This window comes from Halorussus gelatinilyticus (genome assembly GCF_023238445.1).
Lineage (GTDB): Archaea > Halobacteriota > Halobacteria > Halobacteriales > Haladaptataceae > Halorussus > Halorussus gelatinilyticus.
The window spans coordinates 1,637,497-1,655,342 of sequence record NZ_CP096658.1 but is presented as its reverse complement, the minus strand read 5'-3'; the positions used below and the strand labels follow the sequence as shown (position 1 = coordinate 1,655,342).

General features: G+C 68.7%; 15 protein-coding genes, 1 tRNA gene and 1 other RNA gene. 8 read left to right on the top strand and 9 right to left on the bottom strand.

All coding sequences use genetic code 11. The features are described 5' to 3' along the window. Positions 1-24 precede the first annotated feature (24 nt). Positions 25-729 carry a lipoate--protein ligase family protein gene (locus M0R88_RS08590; RefSeq protein WP_248656522.1) on the bottom strand — a complete coding sequence of 235 codons (705 nt, stop codon included), beginning with the start codon at positions 727-729 and terminating at the stop codon, positions 25-27. Here M0R88_RS08590 and M0R88_RS08585 point away from each other — a divergent pair. Both M0R88_RS08585 and M0R88_RS08580 read left to right on the top strand, forming a co-directional pair. Next, on the top strand, positions 728-1,777 hold the full coding sequence (locus tag M0R88_RS08585) for a DUF8155 domain-containing protein (RefSeq protein ID WP_248656521.1): 1,050 nt from the start codon (positions 728-730) through the stop codon (positions 1,775-1,777). The two genes, M0R88_RS08590 and M0R88_RS08585, sit on opposite strands and share 2 nt — an antisense overlap. Positions 1,778-1,953: 176 nt before the next feature. After that, entirely contained in the window at positions 1,954-2,457 is a 504-nt protein-coding gene (locus M0R88_RS08580) for a DUF7344 domain-containing protein (RefSeq protein ID WP_248656520.1), read from the top strand. Positions 2,458-2,563: 106 nt separating this feature from the next. On the opposite strand, the gene M0R88_RS08575 is transcribed toward M0R88_RS08580, so the two are convergent. Beyond that, positions 2,564-3,136, bottom strand: coding sequence for a cysteine hydrolase family protein (locus tag M0R88_RS08575; RefSeq protein ID WP_248656519.1), 573 nt, complete (start codon positions 3,134-3,136; stop codon positions 2,564-2,566). 146 nt (positions 3,137-3,282) lie between these two features. On the opposite strand from M0R88_RS08575, the gene M0R88_RS08570 reads away from it, so the two are divergent. Together M0R88_RS08570 and M0R88_RS08565 are read left to right on the top strand one after the other, a co-directional pair. After that, a complete protein-coding gene (locus tag M0R88_RS08570; protein ID WP_248656518.1) occupies positions 3,283-4,803 on the top strand; it encodes an Hvo_1808 family surface protein in 1,521 nt (506 codons plus the stop codon). Positions 4,804-4,909: 106 nt separating this feature from the next. Further along, positions 4,910-6,061, top strand: coding sequence for a nicotinate phosphoribosyltransferase (locus M0R88_RS08565; protein WP_248656517.1), 1,152 nt, complete (start codon positions 4,910-4,912; stop codon positions 6,059-6,061). A 50-nt stretch (positions 6,062-6,111) separates the two neighbouring features. Here the strand turns inward: M0R88_RS08565 and M0R88_RS08560 are convergent, their stop codons facing one another. Beyond that, positions 6,112-6,714 (bottom strand): TIGR00296 family protein, encoded by a 603-nt coding sequence (locus tag M0R88_RS08560; protein WP_248656516.1) that lies wholly within the window; start codon positions 6,712-6,714, stop codon positions 6,112-6,114. A gap of 186 nt (positions 6,715-6,900) precedes the next feature. Between M0R88_RS08560 and rnpB the strand changes: the two genes are divergently transcribed. Continuing rightward, positions 6,901-7,341, top strand: an RNA gene (gene rnpB, locus M0R88_RS08555) — RNase P RNA component. 411 nt (positions 7,342-7,752) lie between these two features. Next, entirely contained in the window at positions 7,753-10,293 is a 2,541-nt protein-coding gene (locus tag M0R88_RS08550; RefSeq protein ID WP_248656515.1) for a heavy metal translocating P-type ATPase, read from the top strand. Between the two features lie 163 nt (positions 10,294-10,456). On the opposite strand, the gene M0R88_RS08545 is transcribed toward M0R88_RS08550, so the two are convergent. Next, positions 10,457-11,476, bottom strand: a complete 1,020-nt coding sequence (locus tag M0R88_RS08545) for a histone deacetylase family protein (protein ID WP_248656514.1) — start codon at positions 11,474-11,476, stop codon at positions 10,457-10,459. Positions 11,477-11,656: 180 nt separating this feature from the next. Beyond that, the gene (locus M0R88_RS18710) at positions 11,657-12,088 is read right to left on the bottom strand and encodes a histone family protein (RefSeq protein WP_303649959.1); all 432 of its coding nucleotides are present in this window, start codon (positions 12,086-12,088) and stop codon (positions 11,657-11,659) included. A gap of 256 nt (positions 12,089-12,344) precedes the next feature. Here M0R88_RS18710 and M0R88_RS08530 point away from each other — a divergent pair, with 256 nt between their 5' ends. Then, complete coding sequence (locus tag M0R88_RS08530) at positions 12,345-12,566, top strand: hypothetical protein (RefSeq protein ID WP_248656513.1); 222 nt, start codon at positions 12,345-12,347, stop codon at positions 12,564-12,566. A gap of 36 nt (positions 12,567-12,602) precedes the next feature. Here M0R88_RS08530 and M0R88_RS08525 read toward each other — a convergent pair whose 3' ends face one another. Both M0R88_RS08525 and M0R88_RS08520 read right to left on the bottom strand, forming a co-directional pair. Next, entirely contained in the window at positions 12,603-14,057 is a 1,455-nt protein-coding gene (locus M0R88_RS08525; protein ID WP_248656512.1) for a single-stranded DNA binding protein, read from the bottom strand. Positions 14,058-14,253: 196 nt separating this feature from the next. Next, positions 14,254-14,841, bottom strand: a complete 588-nt coding sequence (locus tag M0R88_RS08520; protein ID WP_248656511.1) for a hypothetical protein — start codon at positions 14,839-14,841, stop codon at positions 14,254-14,256. Positions 14,842-14,970: 129 nt separating this feature from the next. Between M0R88_RS08520 and M0R88_RS08515 the strand changes: the two genes are divergently transcribed. Further along, positions 14,971-15,043 (top strand) — tRNA-Arg (locus M0R88_RS08515). A gap of 253 nt (positions 15,044-15,296) precedes the next feature. On the opposite strand, the gene M0R88_RS08510 is transcribed toward M0R88_RS08515, so the two are convergent. Together M0R88_RS08510 and M0R88_RS08505 are read right to left on the bottom strand one after the other, a co-directional pair. Beyond that, complete coding sequence (locus M0R88_RS08510) at positions 15,297-16,487, bottom strand: outer membrane protein assembly factor BamB family protein (protein ID WP_248656510.1); 1,191 nt, start codon at positions 16,485-16,487, stop codon at positions 15,297-15,299. Continuing rightward, positions 16,484-17,824 (bottom strand): outer membrane protein assembly factor BamB family protein, encoded by a 1,341-nt coding sequence (locus tag M0R88_RS08505; RefSeq protein WP_248656509.1) that lies wholly within the window; start codon positions 17,822-17,824, stop codon positions 16,484-16,486. The genes M0R88_RS08510 and M0R88_RS08505 overlap by 4 nt, the downstream gene beginning before the upstream one ends. Between the last annotated feature and the right edge of the window lie 22 nt (positions 17,825-17,846).

Here is a 17,846-nt window from a genome sequence, read left to right as displayed (position 1 = left end):
TCGCAGTCCTCGCGCAGAAGGGCCTCAGTCGGCGGGTTCGACGTCCGGGGCGTCGCCGACATGTTCGACTTCGGCGGGCCGGTCGCCGACCAGCAGGTCCTCGATAGTCCGAGCGACGCGCTCGGGGTCGCCGTCACCGCCCGCGCCGGCGACGCTCCCGACCGAATCCGGGTCGAAGGGCACGTCGAGCGCGGCGTAGACGGGGTCGAGGACGCCCGCTATCTCCTCGCGGTCGCGGACGACGACGACGCCCGAGACGAGCGCGGCGTTCTTCCGGACGCGCTGGGCGACGCCGACCAGTTTGCCGTCGCGCTGGAGCGAGTAGTCGCCGGGGCAGAAGCTCGCCTCGGGTTCGCCCCGCGAGGCGGGGACGCCGAGTCGCCAGAGGGCGCGCTGGACCGCGCGAGTGGTCTCCTCGTAGCGGTCGTCCATCCCGACCCGCATGTCGGCCAAGGGGACCACGTTGGCGAACGCGACGGTGTTGCCGGTGTAGGCGACCGCTCGCCCGCCGACCGAGCGCTCGACCGGCGGGAAGTCGCAGGCGTCGGCGACTTTCTTGGCCACCTCGTAGTCGTCGGCCCGCGAGTCGCGCCGCCCGAAGGCGAGTTGGCGGTGGGGTCGCCACACCCGGACCGACGCCTCGCCGGTTTCGGCGGCCCGTTCGAGCATCGCCGCGACGACGTCGCGGTCGGCGTCCCGACCCGCCGCCCGGCCGCGGAGTACGCGCATGCCCGACCGTTCGCATCCGGAGTACCTAAACCCTCGCGTCTCCGAGAGGCGACCGATGGTCACGGTCGGCCCGGAGCTACTGGACGACTTCCCGCGATTCTCGCTGTACAACTCGCCGTACGCCGCCCACGACGAGGGGTGCGCCATCGACCTCTACCCGCACGAGGGCGACTGGCGCGAGGGGAGCGAACTGCGGGAAGCGAGCGAGGGACGCGACGCGGACCGAGCGCGCGAGACCGCCGCGCCGAGTCCCGTCGCCGGCGAAGTCGTCGCCGCCCGGACGGTCTCCGCGCCGTCGAAGGCGTACGCGGAATCGGACGACCACCTCGTCGTCGTGGACACCGGCGAGTACCTCGCGCGGATGCTCCACGTCGAACCGGCGGTCGAACCCGGCGACGAGGTGGCCCGCGGCGACTCGCTCGGCGAGATGATTCGCTCCGGGTTCTTCGCGCCGTGGGTGGACAACCACGTTCACCTCGGGTTCCGGGACCGCGACGCCGACCCCGTCCGGGCCTCGGGGTCGCTCCCCGTCGAACTGGCCCCCGAGGTCGAACTCGCCGCGGTCCCGTGGGACGGCCGCGGGACGGTCGTGGCGGCGGGCGACACCTACGCCGTCCTCGACGCGCCCGACCACCCCGCTCCGGGCGAGGCGTTCGCGGGTATCGCGGCGAGGAGAGGCGACGGAGACCGTGGCGGACCCGACGCCGGAGTTCTGGACGGCGGTCTCCCGCACTACGAGGGTGGCGGTGTCATCGATACCTCGGACGACGGTATCGTCGACGCCCCGGAGAGCGGCGGCGTCTCCGGAATCGGAGACGCCGCCGGGGGCGGACGCGAAGCGACCGCCACGGTCTCGCTCTTCGACCGTCGAATCGGCGCGGCCGAGTCCCGGACCGTCGCGTGGGACGACGTGACCGTGGTGGCCAACGGGACGCCGATTACGGGACTCTCGTTCTTCTTCGCGCGCGAGGCGATCGGCGCGAAACTCGTCTGCCCGGAGGCGGACTTCGCGGTCGGCGAGACGGTCGAACTGCGCCTGACTCGCTGACCGTCTCGCCGGCGAGCGATTTCCTTCGACGGAAAGGACGCGCCCGGTCCCCACCGCGAAGGGCAACGGCGACGGCGCGACGTACCGCGGGGCGACGGTCGCTATCGACGTATCACTCCCGCTAGCCTTCGTTTCGAGGGCGAAAGTACAACCGCCGAGTGGCCCTCTCTCCAAGTGTGAGAGGGGAAGGTTCCACCGACACGATAAGCGGCAGGCGGAGCGACGGGGAGAGAGAGGCGGAGACGCAGGTCTCCCCGTCCAGATTGGACGACGCGTTCACCGCGCTGGCCGACCCGCGGCGACGCCGCGTCGTACAGTACTTCCTGCGCACTTCGGACGACGTGGCGACGGTCACGGACCTCGCTCGCTACGTGGCCGACAGACGGGACGAGGACTTCGAGTCGGTCTCGCTCGCGCTCCACCACAAGGACGTGGCGAAACTGGACGAGGCGGACGTCGTCGAGTACGACTCCCGGACCGAGACGGTCCGGTACGTCGGGTCGGAACTCGTCTCGGACCTACTCGCTCGCGCCGACGGCGACTCCGACGACGTGACCGCGACCGCCGGCCCCGACGCCCTCGAACATCTCTCGGACGCGCTCACGGCCGACGACCCCGTCGAGAAGGACTACTGCATCCGGCAGGCGCTCCAGTACGTTCACTTCGAGCGCGGCGAGTGACGCGCCGACTGCGGGCTGCCGTCGGGCGCGCTACCCGTGTTTCTCGCGGTACTCGTCTTTCGTCCGCTGGTCCCGCTCGTCCTCCCGGACTCGGGGTCGTCGCTCACTACTCGAACTCGATTTCGTCTTTCGTCGTCACTTCGCCGAACAGGAAGTCCGAGTGTTCGACGGCGTACTCCTTGTGGTCCTCCTCGATGTATCCCAGCGCGTCCTCGACCAGCACGGGCCGGTAGTCCCGCAGGCCCGCGCTCCCGGCGGTGTGGAGGACGCAGACGTTCGCCAGCGTCCCGCAGAGGAGCAGGTCGTCTATCTTGTGGGCGTCGAGATACCCCTCCAAGTCGGTCCGGTAGAAGGCGTCGTAGGTGTGCTTCTCGACCACGTGGTCGGCCTCGCGCACGTCGAGGTCGTCGTGGAGTTCGGCCTCCCACGACCCTTCGAGGACGTGTTCGCCCCAGCGCTCGAACTCGTCGTAGTAGTGGTTGCCCTCGAACTGCTCGGGGGGATGCACGTCGCGGGTGTAGACGACCGACGCGCCAGCGTCGCGTGCGGCGGCGACGACTTCGGTCACGTCCCCGAGGGCCGCCTCGCTGGCGGGCGCGTAGAGGCTCCCCTCGGGGTGACAGAAGCCGTTCTGTACGTCCACGACGACGACCGCGGTCGAATCTGGGTCGAAGCTCATGGCCGACCGTAGGCGTTCGTCGCCGAAAACGTTTTCCGGAGACCGCGCTCCTCCGGACTTTCGGGGCGTCCGGTTCCGTCCGGACTTTTTTCAGCATTCATTCAAGAGGTTTTTGTCGGTGTAGTCCCACGGTAGGTGTACAGGAAATGCGCACGATACTGGCAATCGCGGTCGTGCTGATGCTCGTCGTCGCGGGCTGTTCGCAGGCCCCCGGCGCGGGCACGACGACCGGCATGGACGGGACGACGACTGCACCGACGACCCAGCCGAACTCCGGGTCGGACACGACCGGTCAGCAGGACGCGGTCGTCAAGCCCGAAGACCCCGCGACCGACACGCTCGGCTGGGAGTCGGGACTCTGGTACAACGAGACCATCGACGTGGAACCCGACGACGGCCTGAACGAGACCGAACTCAACAAGACGGTCTCCCGTTCGATGGCCCGCGTCGAGCGAATTCGGAAGCTCGAATTCGAAGAGCGGGTTCCGGTCCACATCATGACCCGCGAGGAGTTCCGCGCGAACCAGTCGTCCAGCGGGACCTCCGAGGCGCGTCGGGTGTTCGACAACGCGAAGTACGAATCGCTGTTCATGATAAACGAGTCCACCGACTCGCTCGGCGTTCAGAACAGCAACTCCGGGTCGTCGGTCGGCGGCTACTACGACCCCACGAACAAGGAGATCGTCGTCATCTCCGAGAACGAATCGACGCCCCAACTCGACGAGATAACCCTCTCCCAAGAGCTGTTCCACGCGTTGCAGGACCAGAAGTTCAACTTCTCGTCGTTCAACCAGACCACCCGCGAGCTCCACAACGCCAAGGACGGCGTCATCGAGGGCGACGGGAACTACGTCGATTACCTCTACTCCCAGCGGTGTCAGAACCAGTGGAACGGCGACTGCCTGACGCCCGAGGCCCCGTCTGGGTCGAGCGGGAGCGGCGGTCTCGCCAACATCGGTCCGTACCTCATCAAGTACCAGCCCTACAGCGACGGGCCCGCGTTCGTCAAGCAGATCAAAAAACGGGGCGGCTGGCAGGCGGTCAACGACCTCTACGAGAACCCGCCGAAGAGCACCGAGCAGGTCATCCACCCCGAGAAGTACGGTAAGGACTCGCCCGCCGAGTTCTCCATCGAAAATCGCGCGAGCGACGGTTGGGAGCGCGTAACGTTCCCGAACCGGCCGAACTACGCGAGCGTCGGCGAAGCGGGCATGATGTCGATGTTCATGTACCCCTTCTACGCCAGCAACCAGCAGACCCAGATCGTCCCCGCGCGGGACTTCTTCAACCGCCAGCAGGGTTCGAGCCAACTCGACCCCATCGACCCGCTGAACTACAACAGCACTTACTCGAACGGGTGGGACGGCGACAAACTCGCGGTCTACACCAACGACGCGGCGAAGGACAACGAGACCGGCTACGTCTGGAAGTCGGTCTGGGACTCCGAGCAGGACGCCGAGGAGTTCGTCACGGGCTACCGGAAGGTCCTGAAGTACAACGGTGCCGAGAAGGTCGATGGCCGGACGAACACGTGGAGAATCCCGAGCGGTAACGAGTTCTCCGACGCCTTCTACGTCAAGCGGACCGGCGACACGGTCGTCGTCGTGAACGCTCCCTCGGTCTCGGAACTCTCGAACGTCCGGAAGGGCGCGGCACCCGCGGCGTAGACGACTCGCTTCCGTTTTTTCTTCGCACTGAGCGACGGTCGGCAAGCGGGAGCTTTTTCGCTCCGGCGGAGGTACGTGCGAGCATGAATCTCCCGAGGTGGCGGCGATGAGCGACGGGTTCGACGTGGTGTCCGAGGCGGCCATCCGCGACGGGACGGCGACCGACGCCTACTTCCTCCGGACCGAGGAGACGCTGGAGGCGGCCGACCGCAACCCGCGAGTGGTCGCGGAGGTCACGCAGGACCAGTTCCCGACCGGCGAGTTCGACCTGCTCGCGGGACTGAAGGACGCCGCCCGACTGCTCGAAGGACTCCCCATCGACGTGGACGCGATGCGCGAAGGACAGTTGTTCGACGGCGGTCCCGTGATGCGAATCGAAGGCGACTACCTCGACTTCGCGCGCTACGAGACGTCGCTGCTCGGCTTCCTGTCACACCAGAGCGGCGTCGCCACCGCGGCCTTGGAAGCGCGGCGGGCCGCGCCCGACTCGTCGGTCCTGAGTTTCGGCGCGCGCCACGTCCACCCCGCTATCGCGCCGATGGTGGAACGGGGCGCGCTCGTCGGCGGATTCGACGGCATCTCGCACGTCGCCGCGGGCGAAGTTCTCGGCCGCGAGGCCAGCGGGACGATGCCCCACGCGCTCGTCATCGCCTTCGGCGACCAGGAAGCGGCGTGGGAAGCCTTCGACGAGACGGTGGACCCCGAGGTCCCGCGCATCGCGATCTGTGACACCTACTCCGACGAGAAAGACGAGAGCGTCCGCGCCGCCGAGGCGCTCGGCGACGCGCTCGACGGCGTGCGCCTCGACACGACGAGTTCCCGGCGCGGGGACTTCCGACACATCGTCCGGGAGGTCCGGTGGGAACTCGACGCGCGGGGCCACGACGACGTGGAGATCTTCGTCAGCGGCGGACTGGGTCCCGCCGACCTACGGGAACTCCGGGACCTCGCCGACGGGTTCGGCGTCGGCGGCCACGTCAGCAACGCCGACCCGCTGGACTTCGCGCTCGACATCGTGGAGGTTGACGGCGAGTTGGTCGCCAAGCGCGGCAAACTCTCGGGGAAGAAGGCGGTCTTCCGGACGCCCGACGGCGGCCACCACGTCGGACTGGCCGACCGCGCGGACCCCGAGGGCGGCGAGGCCCTGCTCGAACCCCTGATTCGAGACGGCGAACTCGTGCGGGAGTTCGACGTGGACGCGGCGGCCGAGCGCGCGCTGGCCGACGCCGAGGCGGTCGGGTTCCGAGACGAAACGTAGCGACGCGCCGCTCGGCGGCGAGATGCAAAAGTATCGAAAAACGCGGTCCCTTACAGTTCTTCGACGGTGCCTTCCGGTTCGCGCTCGGTGAAGACCTGTCCGTCGAACAGCGTCACCATCACGTCGTCGTCCTCCCACGCCCCCTTCGGAAGCCCCGCCTTCCGGCAGGTCCGGTCCAGGTACTCGAAGACGCTCCACTCGTTCTCGATGGGGAGGGTCGGGTACATCCACGCTTGGTTCCCTCGCCCCTCGATTGCGACGCCGTGGGTCCCGAGTTCGATGTCATCTACGGGGTTCTCCGTGAACTGGGTGTCGCGGACGACGCAGACCGATATCTTCAGGTTCGGAAGCTCTGCCTCCTCGACCTCGGAGCCACACGACGTGTCGCTGGCCGCGCTGATGGCCGAATCCACGATGAGATGGCCGAGTTGGTCCGTGCCCTCGTACGCACCGTCGCACCCCCGAAGTCGGCCACGTCCGCGCGTCGAGCAGAGTCGGATGAACACGCCCGTCCGGGCGTAGAACGCTTCGCGCATGCTACCGGGCTGCTCGCGCTGCCCGTTGATGACGTAGGATTCGACGGATTCCCGTGCGAGTTCGACGGCCCGCGTGCCATCCTCGTAGGAGAGAGTTACTGCCTGAGCCTGTGCCATACAGAAACCGATAGGGCAGGTAGCACCTTCAAGTCTTCCCTTCAATACTAAACGCGGAAATCTCCCGCTACGTTTCATGTGGGTTGCGTTATCACGAGGTAATACCGCCCTGCGAGCCGAGTAACGCCCGATTTCTTCGGTCGTTTCACCGAATTTCTTAAACCCTACGAGGTGCTACGTTCGCTCGGCAGAGGGAGCCGAGTTCCCGCGGAGGCGCGCACGCGCCCCCGTGAGGAAAGTCCCCCCACCGTTCGGGCAGGCGACCGGGCGCAAGTCCGGAGCGGGAGACCGCTGGCTCTGGAACAGAAACGAGACCCCTCTCCCCGACCGATGAGGTGTGCGAATCCCGACCCGAAGCGGCTCGCGCCGCAGCAAGGAACGGAGAGTTGACCCACCGAGGGATAGCGTCCCGACCTCGTCGGGACGAAAACGAGGCGGTACACACCGCCGAGTGCGTGGCGAAGCCACCCGACGGGAGAGAACGGATGGAACGGCGAATCCTCGCCGGTGCAAGTCCACGCCGCGATGCTCGGCGTCTCGACGTCGAGCGTCGAGGTAGCCCGAACGACGGCGCGGACGCTCAGCCGAATACTCGGACGAACAGAAGGGGGCTTACTCCCCTCAGCCGTTTTCCGACTACGAGGAGCGTGCCGTCCCCGGTGTCGATTCTCACCCGAAGGCGACTACCAAGAGCGCGAGCGCGACGAGGACCTCGGCCGTGAGCACCGTGACCGCGGCCCCGATCTTCAGGGCGTCCGTCTCCAGTCCCGTTTCGATGGCGCTCATCGATCTACGTTTGTGGAGTATTCACAATAAGCAGGACAGACGGTTGGGAATTGTTCGCGGTTACGACCGGTCTGTAACGCAATGAACGCTCGTGAACGGTCTGGTGACGGGGGAAATGTGTGCTTGAACCGACGGGAAGCGGTGATTACTCCGTCGGTATTAACTCAGACCGCTCTGATTATCAATTTCTCTCATCTCGAGCGGGGTTGCTGACAGTGCGATTAATAACTCCTCGGCGACTACTACGGGACGATGACTACCGACGAGCGCGAACGGACGGTCCGTCTCTCGGTCCCCGAGATGGACTGCCCGTCCTGCGCCGGGAAGGTGACCGCGAGCGTCGAGCGACTCGACGGCGTGCGTGAGACCGACCCGGCACCGACGACCGGAACGCTCCGGGTCGCCTACGACGGCGAGGAGACCGACGCCGCGGCCGTCCGCGAGCGCGTCGAAGCCGCGGGCTACGCGGTCGAAGGCGACGCAGCGGGTGCGGACGGCGAGCGCCGCTTCTCCGTCCCGGAGATGGACTGCCCGTCGTGCGCGGGCAAGGTCGAGAACGCCCTCGACGGGGTTGCTGGCGTCGAGTCGTTCGAGACGCATCCGGCGACCGGCGAGGTCCTCGTAACCGGCGATGCCGACCGCGAGGCGGTCGTCGCCGCGATAGAGGGCGCGGGCTACGACGTCGCGAACGCCGAGGCTGACGGCGAGAGCGGCCCGGACGTGGCAGGACCAAGCGGGGTCTGGACGAGTTCGCGCGCGCTCAAGACGTGGACCGGGGGCGCACTCATGGTCGTCGGCCTGCTCCTCGAGTTCCTCGTGACGAGCGCCGACGTCCTGCTGTTTGCCGCGGTCGGCCGCGAGTTCCACCTCTCGTCGGTCTTCCTCCTGCTGGCGGCGGCCGTCGCGGGCCAAGAGATTCTGCGGAACGGCTACTACTCCGCGAAGACGCTGAGCCTCGACATCGACTTACTGATGGGCACCGGCGTCCTCGCCGCGGTTGCGGTCGGACTCTACTTCGAGGCGGCGACGCTCGCGGTCCTCTACAGCGTCGCGGAGCTGCTCGAACGGTTCTCGATGGACCGCGCGCGCAGTTCGGTCCGGGAACTGATGGACCTCTCGCCCGACACCGCGACGGTCAAGCGCGGTGCGGACGGAGCGGACGGCGAACGCGAAGAGACGGTCCCCGTCGAAGAGGTCGCGGTCGGCGAGGTCGTCGTCGTCCGCCCCGGCGAGAAGATTCCGGTTGACGGCGAGGTCGTGGAGGGCGCGAGCGCGGTGAATCAAGCCCCCATCACGGGCGAGAGCGTCCCCGTGGACAAGTCGCCCGGCGCGGAGGTGTACGCCGGGACGGTCAACCAGGAGGGGTATCTGGAGGTCAAGGCGACCGCCGAGGCCGACGAGACGACGCTCTCGCAGGTGGTCGAGTTGGTCGGCGACGCCCAGCGCGACCGGACCGACCGCGAGCAGTTCATCGAGCGGTTCGCGGCCTACTACACGCCGATCATCGTCGTGGCGGCCCTGCTGACCGCGTTCGGGCCGCCGCTCGTCCTCGGCGGCGCGTTCCGCGAGTGGTTCGTCCGCGGACTGACCCTGCTCGTGGTGGCCTGCCCCTGCGCGTTCGTCATCTCGACGCCGGTCTCTGTCGTCTCGGGCGTCACCAGCGCGGCCCGCAACGGCGTCCTCGTGAAGGGCGGCCCGCACCTCGAATCGATGGGGTCGGTCGAGGCCGTCGCCTTCGACAAGACCGGGACGCTGACCGCGGGCGAGTTGGCCGTGACCGACGTCGTGGCGCTCAACGGCACCGACGAGGCCGACCTCCTGCGGTGTGCCCACGACCTCGAACGTCGGAGTGAACATCCCCTCGCGGAGGCCATCGTGGAGTACGCTCACGGCGCCGGAGACCCCCACGACGAGTCGGGCGAGGACCGGCCCATCGAGAACTTCGAGAGCCTGACCGGGAAGGGCGTCCGCGCCGACCTCGGCGGCGTGACCCACTACGCCGGCAAGCCCGCGCTCTTCGAGGAACTGGGCTTCGACTTGGAACACGTCCACCTCTCGACCGACGGGGGCCGGCGAGCGACCGACGGCGGCGAGATGGTCGCGCAAGCGGCGGCCAAGAGCCGGTGTGACGACCGCGAGGACTGCCTCGACCTGCTCGCGGACGTGGTGCCCCGCTTCCAGCGCGAGGGCAAGACGGTCGTCCTCGTCGGCACCGCGGACGAACTGGAGGGCGTCCTCGCCGTCGCCGACGAAGTGCGTCCGGCCGCCGCGGAGACGGTTGCGCGCTTGCAGTCGTTCGGCATCGAGACGGTGATGCTCACGGGCGACAACGAGGGCACGGCCCGCGCGGTGGCCGAGGAAGTCGGCGTGGACGAGTTCCGCGCCGAACTCCTGCCCGAGCAGAAAGTCGAGGTCGTCGAGGAGTTGACCGACCGCTACGACTCGGTTGCGATGGTGGGCGACGGCGTGAACGACGCGCCCGCGCTGGCCGCCGCGACGGTCGGCGTGGCGATGGGCGCGGCCGGGACCGACACCGCCATCGAGACGGCCGACATCGCCCTGCTGGGCGACGACCTCCGGAAGGTGCCCTACCTCTACCGGCTCTCGCGGAAGGCCAACCGCGTCATCCGCCAGAACATCTGGGCCAGCCTCGCGGTCAAGGCGGTGCTGGCGGTCGGCGCGCCGCTCGGTCTCGTCTCGGTCGCCGTCGCCATCGTCGTCGGCGACATGGGGATGAGTCTGGGCGTGACGGGCAACGCGATGCGACTGGCGCGGGTGGACCCGGACGAATAATCCGTGCGAGTTCGCGCTTCGGCGGTCGCCGAAAGGCCGTCGAGAATCTCCTTCTGACTCCGGCGAGTCCGCCGGCAGTTCCACGACGCGGCGAGTTAGGTCGGACTGTTTCGGCTCTCGGCGACGAAGAGCTATCGAAGACGCCTCCGAGAACGTCGAAACGCTACTCCTCCAACACCGGATGCGACGCCCGAACCTCCGCGATTAGCTCGCGCACGTCGTCGTTGGCCTCCTCGTCGGGCGTCAGCGGCCGCTTCCCGTCGAAGGTCTCGTGGACTTCGGCCACGCTCTCCGAGAGGGTGTCGAGTCCGTACCCGCCTTCGAGGACGAACGCGAGCGCGGCGTCGGTGTCGTCGGCGAGGTCCCGGACACGCGCGGTCAGCATGCCGTAGCCCTCCGTCGAAACCCGCATCCGAGAGATGGGGTCGTGGCGGTGGGCGTCGAACCCAGCGCTCACGACCAGCAGGTCCGGGTCGAACTCGCGGAAGGCGGGCGCGACCAACTCGTCGAAGGTGTCGCGGTACTCCGGGTCGCCCGCGCCTGCGGGGAGCGGGACGTTGAGCGTCGTGCCCGCGCCCTCGCCCTCGCCGGTCTCCTCGATTTCGCCCGTGCCGGGGTAGAGACCCTCCTCGTGGAGCGAGGCGTAGAACACGTCGCCCGCGTCGTAGAAGATGTCCTGCGTGCCGTTGCCGTGATGCACGTCCCAGTCGAAGACGGCGACGCTGGCGGCGTCCGTGTCGTCCGAGTCGATGACGTGCTGGGCCGCGACCGCGGCGTTGTTGAAGAAGCAGAAGCCCATCGCGTCGTCCTCGACCGCGTGGTGGCCCGGCGGTCGCCCGAGCGAGAACGGTGTGTCGCGGCCGTCGTCACCGTCGAGGGCGGTCTCGGCCGACCAACAGGCGAGTCCGGCCGACCGGAGCGCGGCGTCCCACGTCGCCTCGACCGCGACGGTGTCGGGGTCCCAGTTGCCCCCGCCCGTCTCGCAGAACTCGCGGAACTCCGCGACGTAGTCGGCGTCGTGGACGGCCTCGACGCAGTCGCTGGTCGCGGGACTCGATTCGACGTACTCGACGCCGTGCTTGCGGGCGAGTCGCTCCTTGATGGCGCGGAGTCGGTCGGGGGTCTCGGGGTGGCGCTCGCCGGTGTCGTGGGCGAGACACTCCTCGCTGTAGCCGAAGTTCATGAATTACTGGTCGGTCGCTCCTCCCACCGTGTGGGATTCGGTAGTCGGTAGCACGTGTTCCAATCGTACGCTGTGGAATTTAACCGCTTCGACCGCGGCGGGGATTTCGACCGCGCTCGAATCGAGCGGCGGCGGTTCGCGGCGCGGACGCCGGCGGCCGCCGAGTCGAGCGCGAACGATTCAGCCGAACAGTTCGAAGTAGGTCTCGATGTCCTCGGCCTTCACGGTTCGGCGGTCGGCGTGGCGCGCGAGGACCGCGGCGGCCTTGGCGACGTTGTCGGCGTAGTCTTCGAGGATGTCCGCCAGCGCGATGCGGGCGTCCATGGCGACCCGGTAGCTGTCGTCGATTTCGAGGCGCGCGATGCGGTCCACGGGCGCGACGGGGAGTTCGAGGTCCTCCTTGTCCACGACCTGCCCGACGCCGAAGTCGTCGCTCATCAGGGTCTTGCGCCCGTCCGTGGTGGCCTTCTCGGCCGCGTCGATGGCGAGGTCCGCGCCGTGGTCCTGAATCCGACGCGCCAACTCCTCGGCGGCGTCGGCGCTGACTCGGAGGTCGCCAGCGTTCCGTCTGATTATCGTGTCTACCGGTGCGAACGGCAACTCGACGCTCATATCCAATGCCGCGAATCTCGCGCCCTTAGTTCTTTCCAAAGCGTTGTTCGAGGAACCTGCGGCCGTCTCTCTGGCGGCCTTCAGTGGCCGAGCGGAGCGCGGCTTTCTCACGCTTCAGTCCGGCACGCGTAGGTTCGGCGTCGCGGCCGGTGTGCGCTCCGCTACTCGGGTAAAATCGCGGAAGGGAAACCGTGGTGGAGCGCGGCACTGCGAATCTGCCAGCAATCTGAAGTCGCTGGCTCTGGAAAACGCACGCATGTCCGACGACGATCCCCGCGAGCGAGAGCGCGAGATGGCCGAGGAGAAGCAAGCGCCGGGCGAGGAGTCCGAGGACGGAGACGCCGAGGACGCCGAGAAGGCCCGCGAGGAGGAACTCGAAGACGAGACGCGCGTCGAGGAGGACGAGGCGCGCGAGGACGCCGCCGCCGACCAGGAGAACGCGGACAACCACCGCGACGAGGAACCCTTCGAGAGCTGACGGAGGCGTCCGGCGGCGAGGGGTCCGACTTCGATTTCAGAACACGTCTTCGGCGTCGAGCGTGCCGTCGTGCAACTCGCCGCGCGCGGTCACTTTCTCGCCCAACGTCACGTCGGCGTTCGACGCGACGCTGACCGTCTCCTCGCCGTCGTCCAGAATTATCGGGTCGCCGGCTTGGACGACGGTACCGGTGAACTCCACGAACTCGCCGTCTTCACTCCCGGCGTCGCCGTCTGTACCGCCGGCGTCCGCACTCGCGCCAGCGTCCGCCGAGTCGGACGCGCTCGCGCCGTCGTCGCCCCCGAAGGCGTCGAGTCCGGTGCCGTCGTTCGCGTCGGCGCTCGAATCGTCGCCTCCGGCCGACCCCGCGCTGGGGTCGGCCTCGCCGAGGACGGTGACGGTGGACTGCCACCCGGCGGAGCCTTCGATGTCGTCCTGCCACCCGTCCTGAATCTCCACGTCGGCGAGTTGGATCTCGTCGCCGGGAGCCACGTCCACGTCGGCTTTCTCGCCCCAGAGCGCGACCCGGAGGTCGCCGGTCCCGTCCTGAACGCGGATGTTCCGGACCTGCCCCTCAGAGCCGTCGTCGCGGTCGAACGTGCGCTTCTCCTGGGTCTCGCGCACGACGCCGCCGAGGTCCACCTCGTCGCCGATTTCGAGGTCCGCGATGTCGGCGGTCTCGGGTTCGTAGGCTATCTCCTCGTCTATCTCCTCGACCGCGCCGCGGTTGCCGACGTGGAGTTCCAGACTCCCGTCTCGCTCTCGGACGTAGCCGTCCACGACCTCGACGGAGACGCCGGGGTCGAGTCGCTCTGCGGCCTCGGTGCGCTCGTCCCAGAGCGTCACCCGGATGCGGCCGGTCTCGTCGCCGAGTTTCAGGTTGGCGACCTTCCCCTCCGACCCGTCGTCGCGGTCGAACGTCCGGACGGCGTCGGTGTCCAGCACCTTCCCGCGAAGGTTCACGTCCGAGACGCCCAGCGAGAGGTCTTCGACGCGGTAGGTGTCCTGAACGGGCACGTCCACCTCGGTCTCGTCGTCGGGTTCGGCGTCGTTCACGTTGACCTCGACGCCGTTGTAGCCGTCCTTGGGGCGGCCGGCGATGCGGAGCACGTCGCCGGGTTCCAGTTCCTCCTCGCCCGCGTCGGCCTGCTGGTCCCAGAAGGTGATGCGAATCGAACCGGTCTCGTCGGCGACTTCGACGTTCAGGACCCGGCCGTCCTCCCGGTCCTCGTCGTCGCGCTCGAAGGTCCGCACGTCGCCGACGCCGACCACCTTGGCGACGAACTTGACCTCCTCCATGCCCGGTTCGATGTCGGCGACGGTCTCGACCTCTCCGCCCTCCTCGTCCAGTTCGTGGGCGATGAGCATCGCGGCCGTCTCCTCGTCGGCGAGACCGCCCATCTGCTCGACCTTCTCCTCGACCGCCTCGCGGAACTCTTCGAGAGATACGTCGGCGTCGAGGTCGGCGTGAACGTCCTCTATCGCGCCCATAATCGTATCGTATCGCAAGAGTGGCCCGCGCTTAAGTATTGTCTTTGCAGAGAGCGCGGGCGAGTCACGCTCTCGTCGGGCGGTTTCGGCGCGTCGGTCGGTCCGGTGTCCGGTCGCGGCAGTCGGTGAGTCACGGACCGAGTTGGTCCCGGCCTCGGTTATAAATCTTCGCTCACTCGACCGGCGTGGCGACGCCTCACTTCGGTTCGGCGGTGGCGACGGTCTTCGACTTCCCCATCGCCGAGTGGGTCACGGTCACGCGCTTCGGTCCGTCGCCGGAGAACGAGACGGTCGCCTCGTACTCTATCTCCACGATGCACTGAGCGCACATGTCGGCTCCCTTCTTCGCCATCGACGCGACGGTCAGGTCGAGCGTCCCGGTCTCAGAGTCGTAGCTCGCGTCCACCAGTTTGGCGAGGTAGCAGTCGTTCGACCCCGGAATCGTTCCGGTGACGACGACCGACGACCCGCCGTCGGCGAACTCGACGCTGGCCTCGCTCGTCGGCTGACCGCACCCCGAATCGAGGAGTTCGAAGCGTTTCCCGGTTATCGCACTTCCTCCGGTCGATTCGGTGGTCCGGCCGCCTTCGGTCGTCCGAGTCTCCGCGTTGGTCGTTGCTTCGGTGGTCGTCGCTTGACCGGTCGTTCGGTCCGCTGTGGTCTCCTCGCCGGTCGTCTCGGTTTCGGGGGTTTCCGCGCCGCCCCCTGACTGGGCGAGACAGCCGCCGAGCGAACCGACCGCGAGGACGCCGCCGAGTCGTGCGAGGGCCTCTCGTCGTTTCATACTGGAACCCACGGCACAGAGTTTCATAGTCTTCACGGATGGAAAAATACGGATTTGAGTTTGTGCCGCCGTGCCACTACGCGGTCAGACCGTGACCCTTATAAGTAGAACCGGCATACGTAGAGATGAGTCCTGATAGGGTAGTGGACTATCCTCTTGGCTTGCGGAGCCAGGGACCGGAGTTCAAATCTCCGTCAGGACGTTTCTGCCGCGACGCAACGACGACGACGAGCGAAGCGAGTCGTCTGCGTCGCGGACACTCCAACTACGGAGATTTGAGCAGACGAGTCGCACGCCCGGAATGGCGCGAAGCGCCACACGCCCGGACCGCCTCGGCGAGTTCAAATCTCCGTCAGGACGTTTTCGCGGAGCAAGTTCGCGAGACTCGTCGCTGTCTCTCGCACGACCTCGAATCTTCGTCGGGGCGTTCGTTTCGACGTCCGCCAGCTATCGCGCTACCCCGACTTCGGGTCGAGGCGCACGACGGCGAGGCTTCCCGCGCCGCCGCCCGCCGAGAAGAGCGCCCCGTCGGCTATCGCGGGACCGAGGTCCACCTGTCGGTCAACGGGACCGAACTGCCAGACGAGTTCGCCGGTCCCGGCCTCGAACGCGCCGATTCTCGTGTCGGTGAAGTCCCTCCGGCCGGTGCCGCCGTCGGTCGAGGCGAAGACGTAGCCGCCGCCGACCGCCGGGCCGCCGGAGTACTGGCTGACGTAGCGGTCCGAGCGCCAGCAGCGCGCGCCCGACTCGCGGCGGACCGCGTGGAGTCGCTCGCGGGTTCCGGCGTAGACGATGCCGTGACCCACCGTGAGGCTCTCGACGCCGCGGTCGGTCGCGTACGACCAGCGTCGCCGACCCGCCGCGGCGTCGAGCGCGTGGACCCGGCCGTCCCGCGACCCGGCGTAGACCGTCTCGCCGGCGAGCGCGGGCGCGCACTCGACCCTTCCGCCGGTCTTGAATCGCCACTGCTCCGCGCCGGTCGCGGCGTCGAGCGCGTAGACGTAGGCGTCGCCGTCGCCGAGGAAGACCGTGCCGTCGCCCACCGCGGGCGGTGCCTCGGTCGAGAGTCCGGTGGTGTAGCGCCAGCGCTCCGCGCCGGTCGCGGCGTCGAGCGCGACCAGCGAGAGGCCCGCCGGGACGTAGACGGTCCCGTCCGCGACGACCGGCGACCCGTCGTAGGTCGTCGCTACTGCCGCGCGCCAGCGTTTCTCGCCGGTCGCGGCGTCGAACCCGAGGACGCCCTCTTCGCCCGCGACGAACGCGGTGCCGTCCGCGACGGCGACCGCGCCGGGGTCGGAGACCGACGCGCGCCAGCGCTCCGCGCCCGTCTCGGCGTCGATTGCGAAGATGCCCGAGTCGAGGTCGGACGTGAACACCGTTCCCTCGGCCGGGGTGGGAACGGGCGTGCCCGTCACGCCCGGAATCGAGAACGTCCACGAAATCGAGAACGGCGGCGCTGGCGTCCGGTCGGCGGGCGACGAGGCGGTGTTTCGCGGGCCGCCGCGCGCCGAGGTCCACGCCGCGTCGCCGGGCACGCCGTCCGCGAGTTCACAGCCCGAGCCGGTCGGACCGCCGAGCGGTCCCCAACCCGCACACCCCGCCGAAAGCGCCGCGCCGCAGGTCGCGAGGAGCGCGCGCCGTCTCACGCGTCACCACTCCCGCTCCCGAATTTGTGAACCTCGCCGTACGTCGTCGCCACGTAGACCGCGCCGTCCGCGAGCGCGGGACCGTCCGCGGCCACGTCGTCGCGTTCCGTCGGGTAGAAGTACTGGCTGTCCGGGCGATTCCCGAACTCGCCCCACCGTTCGTCGCCCGTCTCGGCGTCGAGCGCGCCGACCGCGACGTAGACCGTCCCGTCGGCGACCGCGGGCGCGTCGGTCAGCGCGGTCCTGTCGTCGTGAGTCATCGACCCGACGGTAGCCAGATTGACGTGTCGCCACTGCTCGTCGCCGGTGTCGGCGTCGAGGCCGTAGACGTTCTTCGAGGTGAAATAGACCGTTCCGTCGGCGACCGCCGGGGCGCTGGTCTCCCGGTATCCCGTAGCGAACGACCAGCGACGCTCGCCCGACTCGGCGTCGAGGGCGTGGAGCGCGTCGCCCCCCGCGACGTAGACTGTGCCGTCGCGGACTGCGGGCGGGCGCGGCAGTTGGTCGGTGTCGAACCAGTACTGCCAGCGTCGCTCGCCGGACTCGGCGTCGATGGCGAGCAGGCGACCCCGCCGGACGCCGTGGCTCTTCTCGTCGTCGGCCGTCGCGGTCGGGGCGTAGACCACGCCGTCGGCGACCGCCGGTTTGGCCCCCGAGCGGTACGCCCGACCGAAGCCGAGGTGGTCTCTCGGGCGCTTCTGGGAGAGCGTCCAGCAGGCGTCGCCGCTCGGGAGCGCGACGGCCCGGACGGTTCCGTCCGCCGTGGTCACGTAAGCCGCGTCGCCGACGACTGCCGGGGTGTTCGGCGGCGAGTCGAAGCCTATCTCCCACCGCTTCTCGCCCGCGGGGTCGAACCCCCGGAGGGTGTCGTCGCGCGCGCCCACGACGACTCGACGTCGGTCGCTCACGAGCGTCGGCGGCCCGGTTGCGCCCTTCGGGAGTCGGTTCGACCAGCGCCGCTCGCCGGTCGCGGCGTCGATTGCGGACAGGTAGCCGTCCGCGCCGTCCTGCCGGTACCGACCGGGGAGGCCGGTGGCGACGTAGACGGTCCCGTCCGCCACGACCGGCGCGCTGGTCGCGCCCCCGTCGCTCGCCTCGTCGGGGAGGTCGCAGGTCCACGCCGTCTCGGGGTCGTCCGGCGGACCGCGCGGTGTCGGTCCGTCCGTGGAGGCGTCCGACGACGCGACGTTCGTCGGACCGAAGCGCGGCCGGGGCCACGCCGTCGGCGGCGGGTCGAATCCGGCGGTTTGGGAGGGCGAGCAGGCGTTCGTCGCGCAGCCGGCGGTGCCGAACAGGGCGACACCGCCGAGGGTCGCGAGCAACTGGCGGCGGTTCATCGGGCCGACAGTCTCGCGCGGG